Annotated in this window: 20 protein-coding genes; 8 read left to right on the forward strand and 12 right to left on the reverse strand. The window is 64.2% G+C overall.

Annotation, left to right across the window (positions count from 1 at the left end):
* Positions 1 to 8 precede the first annotated feature (8 nt).
* Positions 9 to 1,055, forward strand: coding sequence for a histone deacetylase family protein (locus E1742_RS15470; protein ID WP_134385857.1), 1,047 nt, complete (start codon positions 9 to 11; stop codon positions 1,053 to 1,055).
* Here E1742_RS15470 and E1742_RS15475 read toward each other — a convergent pair.
* Genes E1742_RS15475 through E1742_RS15485 form a run of 3 tightly spaced genes read right to left on the reverse strand, consistent with a single transcriptional unit; the run spans position 1,050 to position 3,306 of the window.
* Entirely contained in the window at positions 1,050 to 1,409 is a 360-nt protein-coding gene (locus E1742_RS15475; protein WP_134385859.1) for a DUF3325 domain-containing protein, read from the reverse strand. The genes E1742_RS15470 and E1742_RS15475 overlap by 6 nt on opposite strands.
* Positions 1,406 to 3,010, reverse strand: coding sequence for a PepSY-associated TM helix domain-containing protein (locus E1742_RS15480; protein WP_134385861.1), 1,605 nt, complete (start codon positions 3,008 to 3,010; stop codon positions 1,406 to 1,408). Before E1742_RS15480 ends, E1742_RS15475 begins: the two co-directional genes overlap by 4 nt.
* Entirely contained in the window at positions 3,007 to 3,306 is a 300-nt protein-coding gene (locus E1742_RS15485) for a DUF3649 domain-containing protein (protein ID WP_134385863.1), read from the reverse strand. The genes E1742_RS15480 and E1742_RS15485 overlap by 4 nt, the downstream gene beginning before the upstream one ends.
* A gap of 265 nt (positions 3,307 to 3,571) precedes the next feature.
* Here E1742_RS15485 and E1742_RS15490 point away from each other — a divergent pair, with 265 nt between their 5' ends.
* Entirely contained in the window at positions 3,572 to 3,997 is a 426-nt protein-coding gene (locus E1742_RS15490; protein ID WP_134385865.1) for an organic hydroperoxide resistance protein, read from the forward strand.
* Between the two features lie 115 nt (positions 3,998 to 4,112).
* Complete coding sequence (locus E1742_RS15495; protein ID WP_134385867.1) at positions 4,113 to 4,565, forward strand: GNAT family N-acetyltransferase; 453 nt, start codon at positions 4,113 to 4,115, stop codon at positions 4,563 to 4,565.
* Between the two features lie 196 nt (positions 4,566 to 4,761).
* On the opposite strand, the gene E1742_RS15505 is transcribed toward E1742_RS15495, so the two are convergent.
* A complete protein-coding gene (locus tag E1742_RS15505; RefSeq protein ID WP_134385868.1) occupies positions 4,762 to 5,208 on the reverse strand; it encodes an FKBP-type peptidyl-prolyl cis-trans isomerase in 447 nt (148 codons plus the stop codon).
* 123 nt (positions 5,209 to 5,331) lie between these two features.
* Positions 5,332 to 7,206 carry a potassium transporter Kup gene (locus tag E1742_RS15510; RefSeq protein WP_371860232.1) on the reverse strand — a complete coding sequence of 625 codons (1,875 nt, stop codon included), beginning with the start codon at positions 7,204 to 7,206 and terminating at the stop codon, positions 5,332 to 5,334.
* Positions 7,207 to 7,329: 123 nt separating this feature from the next.
* On the opposite strand from E1742_RS15510, the gene E1742_RS15515 reads away from it, so the two are divergent.
* Together E1742_RS15515 and rarD are read left to right on the forward strand one after the other, a co-directional pair.
* Positions 7,330 to 7,764 (forward strand): GNAT family N-acetyltransferase, encoded by a 435-nt coding sequence (locus E1742_RS15515; protein ID WP_134385872.1) that lies wholly within the window; start codon positions 7,330 to 7,332, stop codon positions 7,762 to 7,764.
* On the forward strand, positions 7,761 to 8,642 hold the full coding sequence (rarD, locus tag E1742_RS15520) for an EamA family transporter RarD (protein WP_134385874.1): 882 nt from the start codon (positions 7,761 to 7,763) through the stop codon (positions 8,640 to 8,642). The genes E1742_RS15515 and rarD overlap by 4 nt, the downstream gene beginning before the upstream one ends.
* Here the strand turns inward: rarD and E1742_RS15525 are convergent.
* Positions 8,632 to 10,524 (reverse strand): acyltransferase family protein, encoded by a 1,893-nt coding sequence (locus E1742_RS15525; protein ID WP_134385876.1) that lies wholly within the window; start codon positions 10,522 to 10,524, stop codon positions 8,632 to 8,634. The two genes, rarD and E1742_RS15525, sit on opposite strands and share 11 nt — an antisense overlap.
* A 140-nt stretch (positions 10,525 to 10,664) precedes the next feature.
* On the opposite strand from E1742_RS15525, the gene ettA reads away from it, so the two are divergent.
* Complete coding sequence (ettA, locus tag E1742_RS15530; RefSeq protein ID WP_134385878.1) at positions 10,665 to 12,332, forward strand: energy-dependent translational throttle protein EttA; 1,668 nt, start codon at positions 10,665 to 10,667, stop codon at positions 12,330 to 12,332.
* 117 nt (positions 12,333 to 12,449) lie between these two features.
* The gene (locus tag E1742_RS15535) at positions 12,450 to 13,775 is read left to right on the forward strand and encodes an IS4 family transposase (RefSeq protein WP_134383509.1); all 1,326 of its coding nucleotides are present in this window, start codon (positions 12,450 to 12,452) and stop codon (positions 13,773 to 13,775) included.
* A 70-nt stretch (positions 13,776 to 13,845) separates the two neighbouring features.
* Here the strand turns inward: E1742_RS15535 and E1742_RS15540 are convergent, their stop codons facing one another.
* Both E1742_RS15540 and E1742_RS15545 read right to left on the reverse strand, forming a co-directional pair.
* On the reverse strand, positions 13,846 to 14,439 hold the full coding sequence (locus tag E1742_RS15540) for an outer membrane beta-barrel protein (protein ID WP_134385880.1): 594 nt from the start codon (positions 14,437 to 14,439) through the stop codon (positions 13,846 to 13,848).
* 236 nt (positions 14,440 to 14,675) lie between these two features.
* Positions 14,676 to 15,272, reverse strand: a complete 597-nt coding sequence (locus E1742_RS15545; protein WP_134385882.1) for an alpha-ketoglutarate-dependent dioxygenase AlkB family protein — start codon at positions 15,270 to 15,272, stop codon at positions 14,676 to 14,678.
* Positions 15,273 to 15,313: 41 nt separating this feature from the next.
* Here E1742_RS15545 and E1742_RS15550 point away from each other — a divergent pair, with 41 nt between their 5' ends.
* Positions 15,314 to 15,895: a putative pterin-binding protein gene (locus E1742_RS15550; RefSeq protein ID WP_134385883.1), complete on the forward strand. Its 582-nt coding sequence runs from the start codon at positions 15,314 to 15,316 to the stop codon at positions 15,893 to 15,895.
* Between the two features lie 81 nt (positions 15,896 to 15,976).
* Here the strand turns inward: E1742_RS15550 and E1742_RS15555 are convergent, their stop codons facing one another.
* The 4 genes from E1742_RS15555 to E1742_RS15570 form a co-directional block, all read right to left on the reverse strand.
* The gene (locus E1742_RS15555; RefSeq protein WP_134385885.1) at positions 15,977 to 16,339 is read right to left on the reverse strand and encodes a hypothetical protein; all 363 of its coding nucleotides are present in this window, start codon (positions 16,337 to 16,339) and stop codon (positions 15,977 to 15,979) included.
* A 213-nt stretch (positions 16,340 to 16,552) separates the two neighbouring features.
* Positions 16,553 to 17,392 carry a Rossmann-like and DUF2520 domain-containing protein gene (locus E1742_RS15560; RefSeq protein ID WP_134385887.1) on the reverse strand — a complete coding sequence of 280 codons (840 nt, stop codon included), beginning with the start codon at positions 17,390 to 17,392 and terminating at the stop codon, positions 16,553 to 16,555.
* Complete coding sequence (locus E1742_RS15565) at positions 17,392 to 17,976, reverse strand: DUF924 family protein (RefSeq protein ID WP_134385889.1); 585 nt, start codon at positions 17,974 to 17,976, stop codon at positions 17,392 to 17,394. Before E1742_RS15565 ends, E1742_RS15560 begins: the two co-directional genes overlap by 1 nt.
* A 27-nt stretch (positions 17,977 to 18,003) precedes the next feature.
* Positions 18,004 to 18,750 carry an MgtC/SapB family protein gene (locus E1742_RS15570; RefSeq protein ID WP_134385891.1) on the reverse strand — a complete coding sequence of 249 codons (747 nt, stop codon included), beginning with the start codon at positions 18,748 to 18,750 and terminating at the stop codon, positions 18,004 to 18,006.

The raw sequence follows: 18,750 nt of genomic DNA on the forward strand, positions 1-18,750 counted from the left end.
GGGCGCGCGTGCTCACTTTCTATAACGAGCAGCACGCCCAGCACCGGGCCCGCCATGAACTTGTGCGCGGCGCGCCGGCGCCGGCACGCGACACGCCCGACCGCATCGACGGCGTGCTGGCCGAACTGGGAAGACGCGGTCTTGGTCGCATCGTCACGCCGCATGGCGTGCCGCTGATGTCGCTGGAGCGCGTTCACCGGCCCCGTTATCTTCACTTCCTGCGTACCGCCTGGAGCGAGTGGCTGGCGCAGGCGCCGGCCAACGCGACCCGCGACGCCTTCGCTTCGCACTTCCCCGTGCGCGGCATGCGCGTCGATATCGAGCCGGACGATTTCGGCGCCCGCCTCGGCCTGTATTCCGTCGATACCGTGACGCCGCTGACGGCGGGCACGTGGACGGCGGCAAAGGGGGGCGCCGACTGCGCCGTCAACGCCGCGCATGCGCTGCGCGTGGGCGAACGGGGAACGTTCGCGCTGACCCGGCCACCGGGCCACCATGCCGGTCCCGATTACTATGGCGGCGCGTGCTACCTGAACAACGCCGCGCTGGCGGCGCAGCACCTGCTGGACGACGGCCTGGGACGCGTGGCGGTCCTCGACGTCGACTACCACCACGGCAGCGGCACGCAGACGATCTTCTACGATCGTGCCGACGTGCTGTGCATTTCGCTGCATGCCGAGCCACGCGTGAGCTTTCCCTATTATTGCGGCCACCCCGACGAAACGGGCGCCGGCGCAGGACTGGGCTACAACGTCAACCTGGTCGTGCCGACCGGCCCGGCCAGCCCGCAGGCGTGGTTTACGGCGCTGGAAACGGCCTGCGTGCGCCTGTCGATGTACCGGCCCGACGCACTGGTCGTTGCCCTCGGCGCCAACACGTTCCAGGGCGAGGTGCACGGCGGCTTCGGGCTGCAGGGCGGCGACTACCTGCGCCTGGGCGAACGCCTGGCGTGGCTCAACCTGCCCACCTGCTTTACGTTCGAAGGCGGCAGTCCGCTGCGCGAGCTGGGCGTGAACGTCGTCAATGTCCTGGAAGGATTCGAGACGGCGTTATAAAACGCCCAGCAGTCCGCTCACGAGGGCGATGGCGCCCATGGCCTTGGCCAGCGGCGGTACCCGTGCTGGCGCATAGGTCGACATCAGTACGACCACGAAGGCCGACGCCGTCAGCATGCCGGCCCAGGCCACCCATCCCTGTGCACTGCCCCTCAAGGCAATACACGCCAGCAGCGACACCAGCAAGCCTGCAGATCCCCCGCCCTGCAGCCAGCGCCGCAAGGTACCCGGGTCGCTGCCGCGGCCATGCAGCGTTTCCCAATGCCGGTCCATTGCCAGACTCAGTGCCGCGAAGCCGGCGACAGCGGCCGTCAGCGCGGTCAGTGCCGCCATCGTTGCCTGCCATGTGTTCATGCCGCCTCCGCCGTGACACGGGCGACCGGCGTCTTCTTGATGGCGGCGGGACGTCCCAGCCGGCGCGCTGCGAACAGCAGCGCGATGCCCAGTCCCAGCGTGACGAGATCGAAGCCGGCAACGGGCCACAGGCCGGCGGCGATCGCCGTGCCCAGATGGGCGCCGCCGGTCATCGCGTTCAGCGCCGGCAGCAGCGCGAACAGCGCGCCGCCCAGCGCCAGCAGCACTTGCCACATGCGCCGAGACGGGCGCGCCATCGCAATCAGCGCCGTCACACCCCAGGCGATAAAGAACCAGCGGATTTCGGCTTCCGGCCGCGCCGGCATCGCGGCCGGAAGCAGGCGGTTGGCCCAGAAGAAGGCGGCCATGGCGACCGGCACGCCGGCAATGGCGCCGACATTGAGGCCATCGACCAGGCGCAGGCCGAAGTGTCGCTCACCGCGCGCCAGCGCCCTGGCGTGCTTCTGGCGTTCCTTGACGGCCCACAGCAGCAGCCCTGTCGCCACCATTGCGCAGCCGGCCAGGCCGGACAAGAAGAACAGTGCGCGCAGCAGCGGATTGGCGAAGCGCGCGATATGCAGGCCATACAGCACACTGCGCGTTTCGGTCGCCGCACCGGGCGTGCCTGATGACGACAGCAGACGCCCGCTGACGCCGTTGAACAGCATCGTCGGCTGGTCGTAGCCGATGGCGCGGCCGGCCTGGCGCGACATCAGCACGGTGGCATTGGCGTCGCCGGGGAAGTCGACGGTCACGCGGCCGACGGGCGCCCCCTGCCACGCCGCGCTGGCCTGCGCCACCATCGGCGCCAGCGGTGCCAGTGGCGCCGGCTGCCCGGCCGGCTTCGCGTCGGCCGGCAGCGCGTTGTTCAGGTCCGTGAAGAACTTGTCCTGGCTCGGGTACAGCGCCTGCACGCCCCATGGCATGTACATGAACATCAGCGTGACGATGCCGGTAAAGGTAATCATCAGGTGATACGGCAGCGCCAGCACCGCCGTCACGTTGTGCGCGTCGAGCCACGAGCGCTGTCCCTTGGCTGGACGGAACGTGAAGAAATCCTTGAAGATGCGTTTATGGGTGACGATGCCCGACAGGATCGCCACCAGCATGAACATGGCGGCCACACCGACCATCCAGCGCGCCCAGATCGGCGACATGTAATGCAGGTCGAAATGCAGGCGATAGAAGAAATCGCCGCCGCGGGTGGCGCGTGGCGCACTCAGTTCGGTACCCGTGACGGGATCGAGTTCCGCGCTTTCGAAACGGCGCCGGCCGCGCGGTTTGGCCTCAATTCCATCCTTCTTCTTCGCCGGCATCCAGCTGGCGCGCACGGCGGGTTCGCGCTCGCTTGGCATCGTGATGAACCACCGGCCGGCGTCGGCCGCGCGCTGTTCCAGCAGCGTTTGCGCATGGCCCAGCGCCACCGTCTGCGGTACGGAAGGATGCGCCGCCGCGTGCAGTTCCGGCTTCATCCACAGCGTGATCTCGTCGCGAAAGTAGGCAGCCGTGCCGGCCGAGAAAACGAGGAAGAGCAGCCAGCCGACCAGCAGTCCGGACCACGTGTGCAGCCACGCCATCGACTGGCGGAATCCTTCCTTCATGCGGCACCTCCATGCAGCGCCAGCGCGGCGGCCGGCAGCAGCGCGACCAGTGCGAGACCCGCCCACGCGCGCACCGCGCTGCGGGCGGCAAAGCACCACATGATGGCGCACGGGTAAACGACGAGCGCGATCAGGGTGGCCGTCAGCGCGGCCTCCACCTTTGCGGCGGGGAGCCAGGTGGCGATTGCCGCGGCCCACAGCGCGGATACACCGTAGCCGCCGCCAATGGCCGCAATGGCGCGGACCAGGACGCCGCCGCGATAGGCCCAGCCGGCGGAACGGATCGTCTCAGCCATGGTCACGCAGGTAATGAGAAAATTGGATCGTCATATGGGTGGGCTGGCGAGGCTACGCCAAATGCAAATGAGAATAGTTCTCAATCTTACTGGACTTTGTGACGACTTGTGAAGCCGGCAGAGTAATCTGAAAGTATTTATTAAAATCGCTTGCAATTGAATCGCGTCCTATGTATAGTCCTTACATCGGCGCTGCAAACTGGCGATGCACCACAGAATGTAGTGCACTATTAAATCGAATCTTACTCAACAGAAAGGTCTCACCATGTCGATCCAACAAGTCCTGTACCGTGCCAATGCCAAATCCACCGGTGGTCGCGAGGGCCGCTCGGTCTCCAGCGATGGCGTACTGGATGTCAAACTGACCACGCCGAAGGAACTGGGCGGTAACGGTGCCGTCGGCACCAACCCGGAACAGCTGTTCGCCGCCGGCTACTCGGCCTGCTTCATCGGCGCGCTGAAATTTGTCGGCGGCCGCGACAAGATTGCAGTGCCGGCGGACACGTCGATCGACGCAACGGTCGGCATCGGCGCCATCGAAACGGGCTTCGGCATCGAAGTGGAACTGAAAATCTCGCTGCCAGGTCTGGACCGCGAAACGGCCGAGAAACTGGTGCAGGCGGCCCACATCGTCTGCCCTTACTCGAACGCCACCCGCGGCAATATCGACGTCACGCTGACCATCGTATAATCGCCGCACAAAAAACCGGTAACAAAAAACCGGTGACAGGCTCCGATTTTCCAAAATCGGAGCCTGTCACCGGTTTTTTTGTCACCATTTTCACGCTTAGTTCAATGAGGCAGCGATGATCGAGTGGCAGTGGCTGGATTTCGAAAGCATCCCGCGCAAGGATTTGTATGAGGTGCTGCGTCAGCGCCAGGCCGTGTTCGTGCTGGAGCAGACATGCCTGTACCCGGACCTGGACGGGTACGACGAGGCGGCGCACCACCTGATGGCATGGCGCACGCAGGACGGCGAACGCACGCTGGCGGCCTACCTGCGCTGCCTGGCGCCGGGCGCGAAGTACGACGAAATGTCGCTGGGCCGCATCCTGACGCCGGCCGCTTCACGCGGCACGGGCATCGGCCGGCAGCTGGTGGCCGAAGGCATCCGCCATGCGGAGCGCCAGCACCCCGGCCACCGCATCCGCATCGGCGCGCAGCAGCGGCTGGAGAAGTTCTACCAGGGGTTCGGGTTTGCGACTGTTAGCGAGCCTTATGATGAAGACGGGATCCTGCATATCGACATGCTGCGCTAGGGAAGCGCTGATCAATGCCCAGGGCACGACCGTGGTCATGGTGACGCACTCGCCGGCGCACGCGGCGCAGGCGTCGCGCACCCGAAACCTGCTGGACGGCCGCATCATGGTCGATGCGCTGCGCGCCGCGTGAGCATCGTGGATCGGGCACAAAAAAAGGCGGCCCGAAGGCCGCCATCGCCAAGACGTCCAGCGCTCAGCGCTTCATCGCCAGTACCTCGACATCGAACACCAGTGCCGAATTGGCGGGGATCTTGACCTGCGGGGTCGAGCCGTAAGCCATCGATGCCGGCATGATCAGCGTGCGCTTGCCGCCCACCTTCATGCCCACCACGCCCTGGTCCCAGCCGGCGATCACTTTGCCCTGGCCCAGCGGGAAGCTGAACGGGGCGCCGCCCACGCTCGTTTCGAACTGGGTGCCTTTTTTGTCGCCGGCGCTGTCCGAGTACAGCCAGCCCGTGTAATGCACGGTGACGGTGTCGCCGGCCACGGCTTCGGTGCCGGTACCGACCACCGTGTCGGTCTTGCTGAAGACAGGTTGCACCGGCGCGGTGGCCGCGGGCGTATCACTGCCACCGCCGCCACAGGCGGTCAACGCCACCGCGCAGGCGATGGATGCGACAAACTGAAAGATCGATTTCATTGGTCTCACTGTGGTTGATTGATCATGCCACGCGTGGCTGTGCCAGCGCGAACGACTGACGAGTGTAACGGACCATCGATCTCAGCGGTTCATTTGCAACATTTTCGTTACAATTTGATGGTGTCAGATTTCCACCTGTGTCCCCAGCTCGATCACGCGGTTCGGCGGGATCTGGTAATAATCGGCGGCCGCGCGGGCATTGCGCGACATCGCCACGAACAGGTGCTCCCGCCACGGTGCCATGCCGCCGCCAGGGGCCGAGATCACCGTCTGGCGGGCGATGAAGAATGACGTTTCCATCATCTCGAACGGCAGCCCCTTTTCGCCGCACAGCGCCAGGATGGCGGGAATGTCGGGCTCGTCCTTGAAGCCGTAATTGACGTTGACCTGCCAGCACTGGTGTCCCAGGTCCGTGATAAGGGCCTGCTCGGGCCGCGCCACGTACGGCTCCTCCAGAATGTGCACCGTTAGGAACACCACACGCTCGTGCAGCACCTTGTTGTGCGAAAGGTTATGCAGCATCGCGTGCGGCACGCCGTCGCTTTCGCCGCGCAGGAAGATGGCCGTGCCGGGCACGCGCACGGGAGGTGCCACGAACAGCGACGACAGGAAGTCCTCCAGCGGGATCGCATGCTTCTCCAGGTTGCGGAACACCAGCTCGCGACCGGTGCGCCACGTCAGCATGATGGTAAACAGCGTGGTGCCCAGTGCCAGCGGCATCCAGCCGCCGTGGAACAGTTTCAAGGTACTGGCCGAGAACAGCGTGATGTCCATGATGATGAAGAAGCCCGTGGCGCCGAAGCACAGCGCCAGCGGCAGGTGCCAGCGGTAGCGGATCACGAAGAACGTCAGAATCGTCGTGGCCAGCATTGTCGCGGTCACGGCGATGCCGTAGGCGCCCGCCAGCTTGTCGGACGAACCGAAACCGATGACGGCGACCAGCACCACCACCAGCTGCAGCCAGTTGATCGCGGGGATGTAGATCTGGCCGATCTGGTGTTCCGACGTGTGCAGCACGCGCATGCGCGGCAGCAGGCCCAGTGCGATGGCCTGCTTTGTCATCGAGAAGGTGCCGGAGATCGTCGCCTGCGACGCAATCACGGCGGCCATCGTCGACAGCACGACGAGCGGATACACGCTCCAGCTGCCCAGTTGCTGGAAGAATGGATTCGACACGGCCTCGGGATGGCGGATCAGCAGCGCGCCCTGGCCGAAGTAATTCAGGGCCAGCGCGGGGAACGCGATCAGGAACCACGCCATGCGGATCGGCTTCTTGCCGAAGTGGCCCATGTCGGCGTACAGCGCCTCGGCGCCCGTGATGGCCAGCACGACGGCGCCCAGCGCCACGAACGCGACAAACCCGTTCGCCACCAGGAAATTGAAGGCATAGACGGGATTCAGGGCCAGCAGGATATGCGGCTCCTCGACGATATTGATGACACCCATCACCGCCAGCGCGGCGAACCAGAGCACCATGACGGGGCCGAACCAGCGGCCGATACCGGCGGTGCCGTGGCGCTGCACGGCGTACAGCGACACCAGCACGACGATGGTCAGCGGCACCACGTACTGCTCCAGCGCCGGCGCGGCCACTTCCAGGCCCTCGATGGCGCCCAGCACGGAAATGGCCGGCGTGACGACGCTGTCGCCATAGAACATGGTAGCGCCCAGCACTCCAATGATCATCAGCGGGACATACCAGCCCGAGCGCCGGCTGACGGAGTTCAGGGCCAGCGCCATCAGCGCCATCACGCCCCCCTCGCCGCGGTTGTCGGCGCGCAGCACCAGCGTCACGTATTTGAGCGAGACGATCAGCGTCAGGGCCCAGAAGATCAGCGAGATAATGCCGAGCAGATTAGTTTCCGACAGCGCCAGGCCATGTTCGGGATCGAAAATGGTTTTCAGGGTGTAGAGAGGGCTCGTACCGATGTCGCCATAGACGATCCCCACCGCTGCCAGCGTCAGCGCGGTGAGACTGCTTTTTTTGTCTGTCAAGATGCACTCAAAGTAAGTTTTGGCGCATTGCACAATAGGCTAAGCGTGCCGGAAAAGCAAGCGCAAGGCGCTGCCGTGCGGGTACCCCGGCATTGTGGTATTTTTCACGACTCACGAAAGAACACGATGCCAATCAGTCAAGCCAGCGCAGCCGACCTGCCCCGCCTGTTCGAGGTGTGGGAAAAGTCGGTGCGCGCCACCCACGACTTTCTCGACGAAGCCGCCATCGACAGGTTAAAACCATTGGTGCGGGACCTGCTTGCCAACTTTACGCCGCTGCATTGCCTGCGCGACGAAGGCGGCAGCCCATACGCCTTCCTCGGCGTTGCCGACGGCACCATCGAGATGCTGTTCGTCCACCCGGACTATCGCGGTACCGGGGCCGGGCGCACGCTGGTGGCGTTTGCCGTCGCCACGGCGGGTGCGCGCAAGGTGGACGTTAACGAACAGAATCGCCAGGCCGCCGGCTTCTACGCGCACCTGGGCTTTCGCACCGTGGGCCGTTCGCCACGCGATCCGTTCGGCAATCCCTATCCGATCCTGCACCTGGCGCTGCCATGAACCGCGGGATCGCCTACGCCGCTCTGGCCTTCCTGATCTGGGGCCTGTTCCCGCTGTACTTCAAGGCGCTGCATGATGTGCCGCCCATGCAGATCCTGGCGCACCGGATGGTCTGGTCGCTGGTCTTCCTGTGCGCGGTGCTGACGGTGCGGCGGCAATGGAAATGGCTGCCCGACGTGCTGCGCCGGCCCAAGGTGGTGGCGACGTTCACGTTGTCCGCGCTGCTGCTGTCGGCCAACTGGTTCATCTATATCTGGGCCGTCAACAACGGCCACGTGATCGACGCCAGCCTGGGCTACTTCATCAACCCGCTCGTTAACGTACTGCTGGGCCTGCTGGTGCTGAAGGAGCGCCTGCGGCCCGGCCAGTGGGGCGCCATCGGCGTCGCCGCACTGGGCGTGATGTGGCTGACATGGCAGGCCGGCCAGCTGCCGTGGATCGCGCTGCTGCTGGCGGGGACGTTCGGCGCCTACGGCCTGCTGCGCAAGACGGCGGCGCTGGCGGCGCTGGAAGGGCTGTCGTTCGAGACGCTGTTGCTGTTTCCGCTGGCGGCGGGCTATGTCGGCTGGCTGACGATGACGGGCACCAATGCCTTCATCGAGACGTCCAGCGACGCGACCCGCTGGCTGCTGGCCGCCGCCGGTCCGATTACCGCCATTCCGCTGCTGCTGTTCGCCGCCGGCGCGCGCCGCATCCCGCTGTCCGTGCTGGGCATGCTGCAGTACATCGGTCCCACCATCCAGATGCTGCTCGGCCTCGTCGTGTTCCACGAGACCTTTACCCCGGCGCGGCTGGCCGGGTTCATCGTCATCTGGAGCGCGCTGGGGCTGTACGTGGCCGAAGGGTTGTGGACGGGCCGGCGCACCGTCACGGCCTGACGGCCAGCGCAGCGCGCAGCGCCGGCCGGCCCTGCAGCGCCAGCCAGCCCGCGCCATGGGTGCTCAGGTGCAGCCAGTCGGCATAGAGCATGCGGTCGCCGTCCATCAGGCGGCACTGCCGGTCATCGCACAGCACGGGATAGGGATCGAACACGGCCACGTTGCGCGCGGCCAGCCATGGCAGCAGCGTGACGCGATAGTCGCCATCGCTTTGCCGTGCCTGCGCCAGGGTGCGGCGGCAGATGTTCTTCTCGACCAGATGCAGGGGCCGGGGCACGCACGTCGCGGGATTGGCGCCCGTCGGCGGCGACAGCAGGATGACCACATGGCGGCCCAGCGAACGGTAATGCTCGACGGTGCGCCGGAACGCGGCATGGAAGGCCGCTGTGCTTTCCTCATGATCGAAACGGCTCCAGCGCTGGCCGCCCGCATAGGCGGGCCAATGACCGGCCAGGATGACCGTCCGGACGCCAGCATGTTGCGCCACGTAAGCCGCCTGCGCCCGTACGATCTCACGGCACCAGGCGGGACCATAGTCAAGCAGCGCGGGACATTGGCCGCGGCCGAACTGGACGAACCGCGTACTGGCGTCGGCCGTCAGCATGGCCGTGTAGGCGTTGGCAAAGCTGTCGCCCAGCAGTACTGTGTCCGGTTCGCGCCCTGCCGCGTTCCCCCCATTGCACCAGTCTTCCGGATGATCCTGTCCCGTCAGCATCCGGCACGATTGCGGCTGCTGCGCATTGTTCGCGTTGGCGCGGGTGAAGGCGGCCAGGCGCGCAGCGTGCTGCGCCGACTGCGGTGGCGCAGTCCAGGCGACCGTCCCGACCAACAGCAGCATGGCACACAACACGGCGGCCTTGCGGCCCGGGCGGGCGCCATAGCGGATCGGCTGCTCCACCAGGCGCCACGTCAGCCACGCCAGTACGAAACTGAGCACCACCGCGCCATTGCGCTCGGCCGCCGGCAACGCGTCGGCGATCCGGCCGAACGCCAGCAGCGGCCAGTGCCACAGGTACAAGGGATAGCTGATGGCACCGATCAGCACGAGAGGCCGGCAGGCCAGCGCACGGTTGACGATGCCCTGGGGCCCTGCGTACAGCAGCAACGCGGCGCCTGCCACGGGCAGCAGCGCACGCCAGCCGGGGTAGGAGGCGCCATCGCGCAGTCCCCAGTACGCCAGCGCCAGCAGCAACAGGCCGCCCATTGACATGGCGCTGCGTGCATGCTGGCTGGCGACTGCAGGACCGCGGAAGGCCAGCAGGCCGCCGGCCAGCAGTTCCCACATGCGTGCGTGGGGCCCGAAGAATGCCTGCACGGGATCGGCCGACGTCAGCACCAGGCCCAGCGCGAACGACGCCAGTGCCAGTGCGGCCACCGCCCGCACCGGACGGCGCAGCCAGCGCCACGCGGCCCATAACAGCGGCGGATACAGCAGATAAAACTGTTCCTCGATCGACAGCGACCACAGGTGCATCAGCGGCTTGAGTTCGGTAACGGTATCGAAATAGCCCGCCTCGCGCCACAGCACGAGGTTCTGCACAAAACCGGCACCGGCGGCCACATGCCGGCTCAGCTGCGCATATTCGACGGGCAGCAATTCGTACCAGCCAAATGCCAGGCAACTGCACAGCACCAGCAGCAACGCTGGCAGGATGCGGCGGGCACGGTGCCCATAGAACTCGGCCAAGCTGAAACTGTCCGTTTGCAGGCCGCGCAGAATAATGCCGGTGATTAAATAGCCCGAGATGACGAAGAACACATCGACTCCGGCGAAACCGCCGGGTACCAATCCGGGAAACGCGTGAAACAGCACGACCGCAAGCACGGCCACTGCGCGCAGGCCGTCGATATCGGGACGATAAAAAGCCGGGTTGGTCCGCATTCTTAACTATTAGCAATAATGAAAAGCCCGCGATTGTCCCATAAATCGTCCCGACCGGCCCGATGGCGTCTAGCCCGATGGCGGCGTTTGGCGTATCCTTGTTGACCTTCTTTACTGACAACCATCCGAGTTATTTCTAAATGGCAAATTACGTCTATACCATGAACCGCGTGGGCAAAATCGTCCCGCCCAAGCGCCAGATCCTCAAGGATATTTCGCTGTCCTTCTTCCCGGGCGCGAAGATCGGCGTGCTGGGCCTGAACGGCTCCGGTAAGTCGACGTTGCTGAAAATTATGGCGGGCATCGATACGGATATCCAGGGCGAAGCGCGCCCGATGCCGGGCCTGAACATCGGTTACCTGCCGCAGGAACCGCAGCTGGACCCGGAAAAAACCGTGCGCCAGGAAGTGGAATCGGGCCTGGGCGAAGCGTTCGAAGCGCAAGCCAAACTGGACGCCGTCTACGCTGCCTATGCGGAAGAGGATGCCGATTTCGATGCGCTGGCGGCCGAACAGGCGCGCCTGGAAGCGATCATCTCGTCCTCCGACGGCGGCAACCTGAACCTGCAACTGGAAATGGCCGCCGACGCGCTGCGCCTGCCGCCGTGGGATGCGAAGATTGCCGTGCTGTCCGGCGGTGAAAAGCGCCGCGTAGCGCTGTGCAAGCTGCTGCTGTCCAAGCCGGACATGCTGCTGCTCGACGAGCCGACCAACCACCTGGACGCCGAATCCGTCGAATGGCTGGAGCAGTTCCTGCTGCGCTTCCCCGGCACCGTGGTCGGCATCACCCACGATCGCTACTTCCTCGACAACGCCGCCGAATGGATCCTGGAACTGGACCGCGGCCACGGCATCCCATGGAAGGGCAACTACAGCTCGTGGCTGGACCAGAAGCAAGCCCGCCTGAAGCAGGAAGAGGCGACGGAATCGGCCCGCCAGCGCGCGTTGCAGAAGGAACTGGAGTGGTCGCGCCAGAATCCGAAGGCCCGTCAGGCGAAATCCAAAGCCCGTCTGGCGCGCTTCAACGAACTGTCCGAATACGAATACCAGAAACGCAACGAGACGCAGGAGATCTTCATTCCTGTCGCCGAACGCCTGGGCAACGAAGTCATCGAATTCAAGAACGTGTCGAAAGCCTTCGGCGACCGCCTGCTGATCGACAACCTGTCGTTCACGGTGCCGCCAGGCGCCATTGTCGGCATCATCGGCCCGAACGGTGCCGGTAAGTCGACGCTGTTCAAGATGATCGCCGGCATCGACAAGCCCGACAGCGGCGAAGTCGTCATCGGCAAGACGGCCAAGGTATCGCTGGTCGACCAGAGCCGCGACGAGCTGGGCAACAGCAAGACGGTGTTCGAAGACGTCTCGGGCGGCGCGGACATGCTGTCCGTCGGCCGCTTTGAAATGCCGTCGCGCGCCTATCTCGGCCGCTTCAACTTCAAGGGCGGCGACCAGCAGAAGATCGTCGGCAACCTGTCCGGCGGCGAACGCGGCCGCCTGCACCTGGCGAAAACGCTGCTCAAGGGCGGCAACGTGCTGCTGCTCGATGAACCGTCGAACGACCTGGACGTCGAAACGCTGCGCGCGCTGGAAGACGCGCTGCTGGAATTCGCCGGCTCCGTGATGGTGATCTCCCACGATCGCTGGTTCCTCGACCGGATCGCCACGCACATCCTGGCGTTCGAAGGCAACTCGCAGGTCACGTTCTTCGACGGTAACTACCAGGAATACGAAGCGGACAAGAAGAAGCGCCTGGGTGAAGAGGGTGCCAAGCCGAAGCGGATCCGTTACAAGCCGCTGACGACGTAAGCCCGCAGCCGGGTATAAAAAAAGGACCCGCGAGGGTTAATGCCGTTCAGTTAAGACTGAACGGCATTTCTATTTTGCGGTTGTAAACGCCCCGCATCACTGTTAACCTTCGTCGCCATGTTCGACGACACCCTGCATTTCCTAGCGAATCATCTCGAGTCTCCTGATTGGGCGAGGCTGGGAGAGCATTTGCCGTATGAATGGGTCGAGCAGGCGGTGTTGAGCACGGAGGCGGCCAGTATCCGACATCGGCGTCTACCCGCTGAGCAGGTCGTGTGGCTGATGGTCGCGCTGGCTTTGTATAGGCACAAATCCATCAGCGAAGTGCTCGATGATCTTGGTTTGGCGGTACCGGATTCACAGACGCCATTCGTCAGCAAGAGTGCTGCGGCACAAGCCCGCCAACGCGTCGGACAAGCACCTTTGAAATGGCTATTCGAGCGTTCGGCCAGGCACTGGGTTGCGCAGGACAAGAAGGCCTATCTGTTCAAGGGGTTGCAGTTGTTCGCCATGGACGGAACAACCTTGCGTACGCACGACACGGTGGAAAATCGCGAGCATTTCGGGGCGCAAAGCTACGCGAGCGATACGGTCGCAAGCTATCCTCAGGTGCGAGGTGTCACCGTGACATCGCTCCCTACGCACTTGGTACACAGCGCCGTGTTTGGGCCGTACTCGACCAATGAAATGCTGTATGCAAAGCAGCTGCTTGGCACCATTCCGAATGAATCACTGACGGTTTTCGATCGAGGTTTTCTGTCAGCCGAGATCTTATGTGGCCTGACAGGCAGCGGCGCTGAACGGCACTTCATCATCCCGTCCAAATCGAATACCAAGTGGGAAGCAATCGAGGGCGAAAGCGAAGATATGCTGGTGCGCATGCGCGTCTCGCCCCAAGCCAGGGCCAAGTGCCCAGAGTTGCCCGAGTTCTGGGAAGCGCGGGCAATCACCGTCGTTGACGCCCAAGCACGCAAGCGCATCTTGCTGACGTCGCTACGCGACCGCCGTCGCTACAAGCCAAGTGATATCGCCCTCTGCTACGACAAGCGCTGGGGAATTGAGACGAGTTACCGGGAGCTCAAGCAGACCATGCTCGGCACAGCGCTGACGCTGCGCTCGAAAACCGTGGACGGGGTATATCAGGAAATCTGGGGCACTCTTATTGCTTACAACCTAATCCGGCTCGAAATCGCCAAAGCCGCACTGGCCGTCAAGTGTGAACCGACCGAGGTAAGCTTCATCCGCGCTTTTCACCTAATCCAGTTTGAACTGCACTGGGCAGGGGTCACCAGGTCGTACGGAAAACTGCCTGCATCAATGAAGCACCTACGAGAAAGGTTGGTTAGCCTCCTGAACGACGAACGGCCCGGCCGCAAATGCGACCGGGCCGTCAAGGCAACGCCGAAGCGTTACGCCGTCCGGAAGGTCAAGAAGCTACCTTAACTGAACGGCATTACCCGCGAGGGTCCTTTTTGCTGTCAAACCGGCTGCGCAGCAGGTCTGGCGTACGCCATCAGAAGCTGTAGCGGGCGCCCAGCGAGACGCCGCCCTTGCGACGGCCCAGGTCGTTGCCGCTCTTGCCGTAGTGTTCGTATTCCAGCGACAGCGAGACTTTCTCGTTGATCGCGTACTCGGTGCCCAGCGCCGCGTAGACGCTGTTTTTGCTGTACTCGTCCTTGCTGCTCAGGCCCAGCATGGAGCCGGTCACGTCATTGCGGTTGTGCGCGACACCCAGCTTGCCGAACACATTGACCTTTTCAGCGACTGGATAAGTGGCTTTACCGGCCAGGTAGAACGACTCGGATTTCGATTCGAGGGTGCCGTTGACACCGCTCAGACGGTAGTCGACGTCGCCTTTACCAAAATTGGTGTAGCCGCCTTCGATGGCCCACATCGGCGTGAACTGGTAGCCGGCGAAGACCTTGCCACCCCACTCCGTGCTCTTCTTGTCACCGACGGCGATGCCGCTGCCCGGCTGGTCGATATCGAAACGGTGCTCGCTGGCGACAACGCCAACACCGGCATAAGGCACGCCATCGGCGGCTTGTGCGGAAACGGCGCCCAGGGCGCTAACGGCGGCAACTACGGCAAAAATGGTCTTTTTCATGTTGATCTCTCAGCAAATGGTTGAACTGCCACATGCCGCTGTTCATTCGTAAAAGAACTGCGACGAAGCCAAGATAGCATCGACTTTGATTTATAAAAGGTCCATTTGCGTAATAATTGTTAGTAGTTGTAATCGCTATTGAAATGACGGTTTATCGCCCCAGATGCCACGGTTCGGCTTGACTTTTTGTTGTGTGAGCTGGCGCACGGATGGGCTTGGCCGCCGGCGCAAAACGGTCAGGCGATCAGCCGGAATGTCAGGTTGACGCGCACGCCGCGTTCCTTCGTTTCCTTGTTGATGCCGTGCTTCCAGTGCCGTTGCAGCATGCCCGCCATCAGCAGCAGGCTGCCATCCGTCAGGTCGATCTTGACGGTTTTCGGCAGCGTCTTGTGTTTCAGGATGAAGGTGCGGGTCGTACCGAACGTCAGCGAGGCGATGGCGGGCGTTGGCCCCAGCTCCGGCTCGTCGTCGCTGTGAAACCCTACGCTGTCGCGCTCGTTGCGGTAGCAGTTCAGCAGCACGCTGTTGAAGCGATGGCCGGTGACGCCTTCGACAATTGTCTTGAGTTCGGCCAACAGCGGCGTGAACGGTAACGGCGTGAACAGCCGGCGCGAATACGTGTACGCGGCTTCGCCATACCAGGCGGACAGGCGCGGCTGCTTCTGCTCCTTGCCCCAGACAAAAATCGTTTCCTCTTTCCAGTCGATCTCCTCCAGCAGGCGCTGCAGGATGACGTCATTGGGCGCCGGCAGCGCCAGTTGCGACAGGAACGACAGCTCACCATCGTCGATGGGGATCGGCTGCAGGGTGTCGGGGGCGGAGAACAGGTCCATCGGATTATGATACCGGACCACAACCAACGGGGGATGCATCAATGAAGAAACGCGATTTCCTGGCCGCGCTGGCGGCCACCGGCGCGCTGCCCGCTGCCGTTCCCGCCTTTGCCGCCACGACCTCCAGGGGCCCCGCCCTGCTGACCGTCACGGGCGCGATTGCCCGCGCCAACCGGGCGCCGTTCGATCCGGTGACGGACCAGATGATGCACAAGCAGAAGCTGACCTTCGACAAGGCGTGGACGTTCGATTTCGCGGCGCTGACGAAGCTGCCCGCCGTGACGATCCGCCCCACGCTGGAGTACGACGGCAAGGTCCACACCCTCGTCGGGCCGCTGCTGACGGACGTGCTGAAAGCGGCTGGTGCCACGCTGACCGGCAGCACGCGGATGGCATTGCGGGCGGTGGACGGCTATGCGGCCGCGATCACGGTCGCGCAGGCCCACGCCCGCCGCTATATCGTCGCCACGCACCTGGACGGCCAGCCGATGGCGCTGGGCGGCCTGGGGCCGCTGTGGGCCCTGTACGATGCCGACCGCCTGCCCGAGATGGCGGCCAAGGCGCTGCCGGAGCGGTTCAGCGGCTGCCCCTGGGCGCTGTATCACATCGACGTGCTGGCGTAAAAAATTCGGGGACAGGCCAGCCTTCGGCGAACCGAAGGCTGGGGCCTGTCCCCGAAGAGTGGCGAGCTGAAGTTCGCGCTGTTATGCGTAGGCTTCGGCCAGCGACATGACGCGTGGCGTCACGGTGATGCCGACGTCGCCAAACACCTTGTTGATGACGGCCATATTGGCTTCGCACTCTTCGGCTTTCCAGCCCTTGAACAGGTCGGTGCCGTCCTTCTGGAAGTGCAGGTCCAGCACCTTGCCGCGGTCCTTGTGGGTGTAGCCCGAGCTGTGGGTCTGCTGGAAACCGGCAGCGGCCAGCGCATCCAGCACGGCGGCAGGCGGATTGTCCGGGTCCGTTGCCATGTAGACGCCGTAGGTCTTGCCAGGCGGTTTGGCGGCGATGTCGACTTCATAAATACCGGGCGCCTTGGTCACGGTAGTGGATTTCAAAAATAGCATTACGATCCCCTGTCCGGCGCAGATAGGGCATCGCGCCGATGATGAAAAATGTGTTGTGTTGGAGTAAGAGTAGCCTAGCTTATTGCTTCCAGCCAAATTTGTCGATCACAACGGGGATATTTTTGCTGTCGAGCAACGAACCGTGGCGGAATTGAGCAGTAAACACAGGGTGTCCTGACAAGATTGCCTGCCGGTCTTGCAGCCGCGAGTAGACTATAAGATAGCGCTGCTGAATGACTGTTTGCGCGCAGCCACCTCGGCCGTCGGCGCGATGAGCGCCTCATACAAGCCGCCGGTGGCGAGATCCCATGCCGCCACGGCGGCCTGCTGGCGCGCGACAGTTGCATAGTCGCCCCGCGCGATCGGGCCGCTCAGCGCGGCCGGTGCGCCCAGCCGGAACACATTCGATAACGTTTCCTGGGCCAGCGGCCGCGCCAGCTCGCGTGCAACGTCCTCGGGTATCCCGGCCGCCTGGTAGGCGCGCAGTGCGGCGTCCAGCACCGTCACCAGGTAGTTGCTGGCGAAGACCGCCGCCGCGTGATAGACGGTTTTCGCCGACGCATCGATCGGCACGGGCCGCGCGCCGATGCGCTCCAGCGCCTCCGTCAGCACGGGCAGAGCCGCCGCATCGCCCTCGATGCCGCAGAACGTGCCGGCAAATGCCCCGGCGACGGCATCGGGATCGGCGAAGCTGCGAATCGGATGCACGCTGGCGACGCGTGCGCCCGCCGCGCGGGCCGGTTCCAGCCGGTCCGACGCCAGCGCGCCGCTGCAGTGAAACACGATGGCGCCTTGCAGGCAGACGTGCTGCGCCAGCGCCACACATGCGCTGCCGATCTGGTCGTCCGTCACGGCCAGCATGTAGCAGTCGGCCGCGCGCAGCCCGGCATAGCCAGGCATCGCGCGCCCGGCCCCGATGAAGTCGACGCCGCGTTGCGCCGACGCGGGCGAGCGGGCCAGCACGTCCCGCACGGCAAACGCGCCCTGCCGGTGGAACAACCGTCCCAGCACGCGCCCCACGTGACCGGCGCCGATGATGGACAGGGACCGCATCAGAAGCCCGACCCCGGCTGCGCCAGGTACGCGATTTCCTCCGGCGTCGACTGGCGTCCCAGAATCGCATTGCGGTGCGGGAAGCGGCGGAATTTACGGATCACGTCATAGTGGCGCCGCGCGTAATCGAGCATGCTCTCGAAACCTGCGGCGGAGGCGTTCAGCTTGTCGAACAGGAGCACCGAGCGCTCCTGCATCGCCAGGTTTTCCGCATGCTCGAACGGCATATAGGCAAAGGCGCGCTGCACCGGCGGGAGCGTCTGATGAGCGCCCGCGTCGTCCAGTGCCAGAGCCGCCTCCAGCGCCAGTGCGTCGCCCGCAAACGCTTTCGGTGTGCCGCGGTAGACGTTGCGGGTGAACTGGTCCAGCACGAGGATGCGGGCCAGCGCGCCCTGCGTGCCCTCGTCATCCCACTGGCGCAGGCCGCCCGCCAGCGCAGTGTCGACGGCTTCGCCGAACAGTCGGAATATCTCGCGGTCGAAGGCGTCGTCCTTGCGGAACCATTCGGCACGCTGCGTGTTATGGCCCTTCGCGCCGATCGGCAGGAACCAGAAATCCAGTACGTCTTGTGCGGTGACGAGCATCTTTTCTTTCCGTTTCAGTTGCGTGCCTCAGTTGCGTGCATGGGTCAGATGAAACGCGTCGATCCCCTCGAAGCGCGCCATCTCGGCCGCCAGCTGCGGCAGCGGCGCGCCGGCGCGCTTGCCCAAAGCCAGGGCGACGAAGCGCCATTCCATCTTGCCCTCTTCCTGGCTGATCATGAGCGAGCCGCCCGCCACCTCGTAACCGCGGTCGCGGGCCAGCTTGCGCAACTGTTCCTCCTGCGGCGTAAAACCCGCCTTGAAACGCATGGTGATGGCGATGGCATGGCGCGACGGCAGCAGCAGCTCGATCTTGGACAGGTAAATCATCACCATCGCGCACAGCAAGGCCAGTCCCATCGCGGCCAGGTAGAAGCCGACGCCGACCAGGATGCCGATGACGGAAGACGCCCAGATCGACGCGGCCGTCGTCAGGCCACTGATATTGAAGCCTTCGCGCATGATGACGCCGGCGCCGAGAAAACCGATGCCGGTGACGATGCCCTGGATGACGCGGGTCGGATCAGTGCCCATCACGGCGTTGGCGGTATGGCCGCCGAACCAGAAGTCCGGGTAGCCGCCGACGACCGTCAGTGCGGCCGATGCCATGCACACGAGGCCATAGGTGCGCATGCCCGCCGCACGTCCGTGATACGCCCGCTCGTACCCGACCAGCATGCCGAGCAGCAGCGCGCCGATCAGGTTGAGCAGGATGACGCCATTCGTCGCCAGCTCGCTGCCGGACCAGTACGCGCCGAAGAACTCGGAGGTCGGCAT

The organism is Pseudoduganella plicata (genome assembly GCF_004421005.1).
Lineage (GTDB): Bacteria > Pseudomonadota > Gammaproteobacteria > Burkholderiales > Burkholderiaceae_D > Rugamonas > Rugamonas plicata.

What these genes read in the sequence shown, in the direction of transcription:
- E1742_RS15475 (WP_134385859.1), bottom strand. Translation starts at nt 1,409, where the DNA reads ATGAACACATGGCAGGCAACGATGGCGGCACTGACCGCGCTGACGGCC.
- E1742_RS15480 (WP_134385861.1), bottom strand. Translation starts at nt 3,010, where the DNA reads ATGAAGGAAGGATTCCGCCAGTCGATGGCGTGGCTGCACACGTGGTCC.
- E1742_RS15485 (WP_134385863.1), bottom strand. Translation starts at nt 3,306, where the DNA reads ATGGCTGAGACGATCCGTTCCGCCGGCTGGGCCTATCGCGGCGGCGTC.
- E1742_RS15490 (WP_134385865.1), top strand. Translation starts at nt 3,572, where the DNA reads ATGTCGATCCAACAAGTCCTGTACCGTGCCAATGCCAAATCCACCGGT.
- E1742_RS15495 (WP_134385867.1), top strand. Translation starts at nt 4,113, where the DNA reads ATGATCGAGTGGCAGTGGCTGGATTTCGAAAGCATCCCGCGCAAGGAT.
- E1742_RS15505 (WP_134385868.1), bottom strand. Translation starts at nt 5,208, where the DNA reads ATGAAATCGATCTTTCAGTTTGTCGCATCCATCGCCTGCGCGGTGGCG.
- E1742_RS15515 (WP_134385872.1), top strand. Translation starts at nt 7,330, where the DNA reads ATGCCAATCAGTCAAGCCAGCGCAGCCGACCTGCCCCGCCTGTTCGAG.
- rarD (WP_134385874.1), top strand. Translation starts at nt 7,761, where the DNA reads ATGAACCGCGGGATCGCCTACGCCGCTCTGGCCTTCCTGATCTGGGGC.
- E1742_RS15525 (WP_134385876.1), bottom strand. Translation starts at nt 10,524, where the DNA reads ATGCGGACCAACCCGGCTTTTTATCGTCCCGATATCGACGGCCTGCGC.
- ettA (WP_134385878.1), top strand. Translation starts at nt 10,665, where the DNA reads ATGGCAAATTACGTCTATACCATGAACCGCGTGGGCAAAATCGTCCCG.
- E1742_RS15535 (WP_134383509.1), top strand. Translation starts at nt 12,450, where the DNA reads ATGTTCGACGACACCCTGCATTTCCTAGCGAATCATCTCGAGTCTCCT.
- E1742_RS15540 (WP_134385880.1), bottom strand. Translation starts at nt 14,439, where the DNA reads ATGAAAAAGACCATTTTTGCCGTAGTTGCCGCCGTTAGCGCCCTGGGC.
- E1742_RS15545 (WP_134385882.1), bottom strand. Translation starts at nt 15,272, where the DNA reads ATGGACCTGTTCTCCGCCCCCGACACCCTGCAGCCGATCCCCATCGAC.
- E1742_RS15550 (WP_134385883.1), top strand. Translation starts at nt 15,314, where the DNA reads ATGAAGAAACGCGATTTCCTGGCCGCGCTGGCGGCCACCGGCGCGCTG.
- E1742_RS15555 (WP_134385885.1), bottom strand. Translation starts at nt 16,339, where the DNA reads ATGCTATTTTTGAAATCCACTACCGTGACCAAGGCGCCCGGTATTTAT.
- E1742_RS15560 (WP_134385887.1), bottom strand. Translation starts at nt 17,392, where the DNA reads ATGCGGTCCCTGTCCATCATCGGCGCCGGTCACGTGGGGCGCGTGCTG.
- E1742_RS15565 (WP_134385889.1), bottom strand. Translation starts at nt 17,976, where the DNA reads ATGCTCGTCACCGCACAAGACGTACTGGATTTCTGGTTCCTGCCGATC.
- E1742_RS15570 (WP_134385891.1), bottom strand. Translation starts at nt 18,750, where the DNA reads ATGCCGACCTCCGAGTTCTTCGGCGCGTACTGGTCCGGCAGCGAGCTG.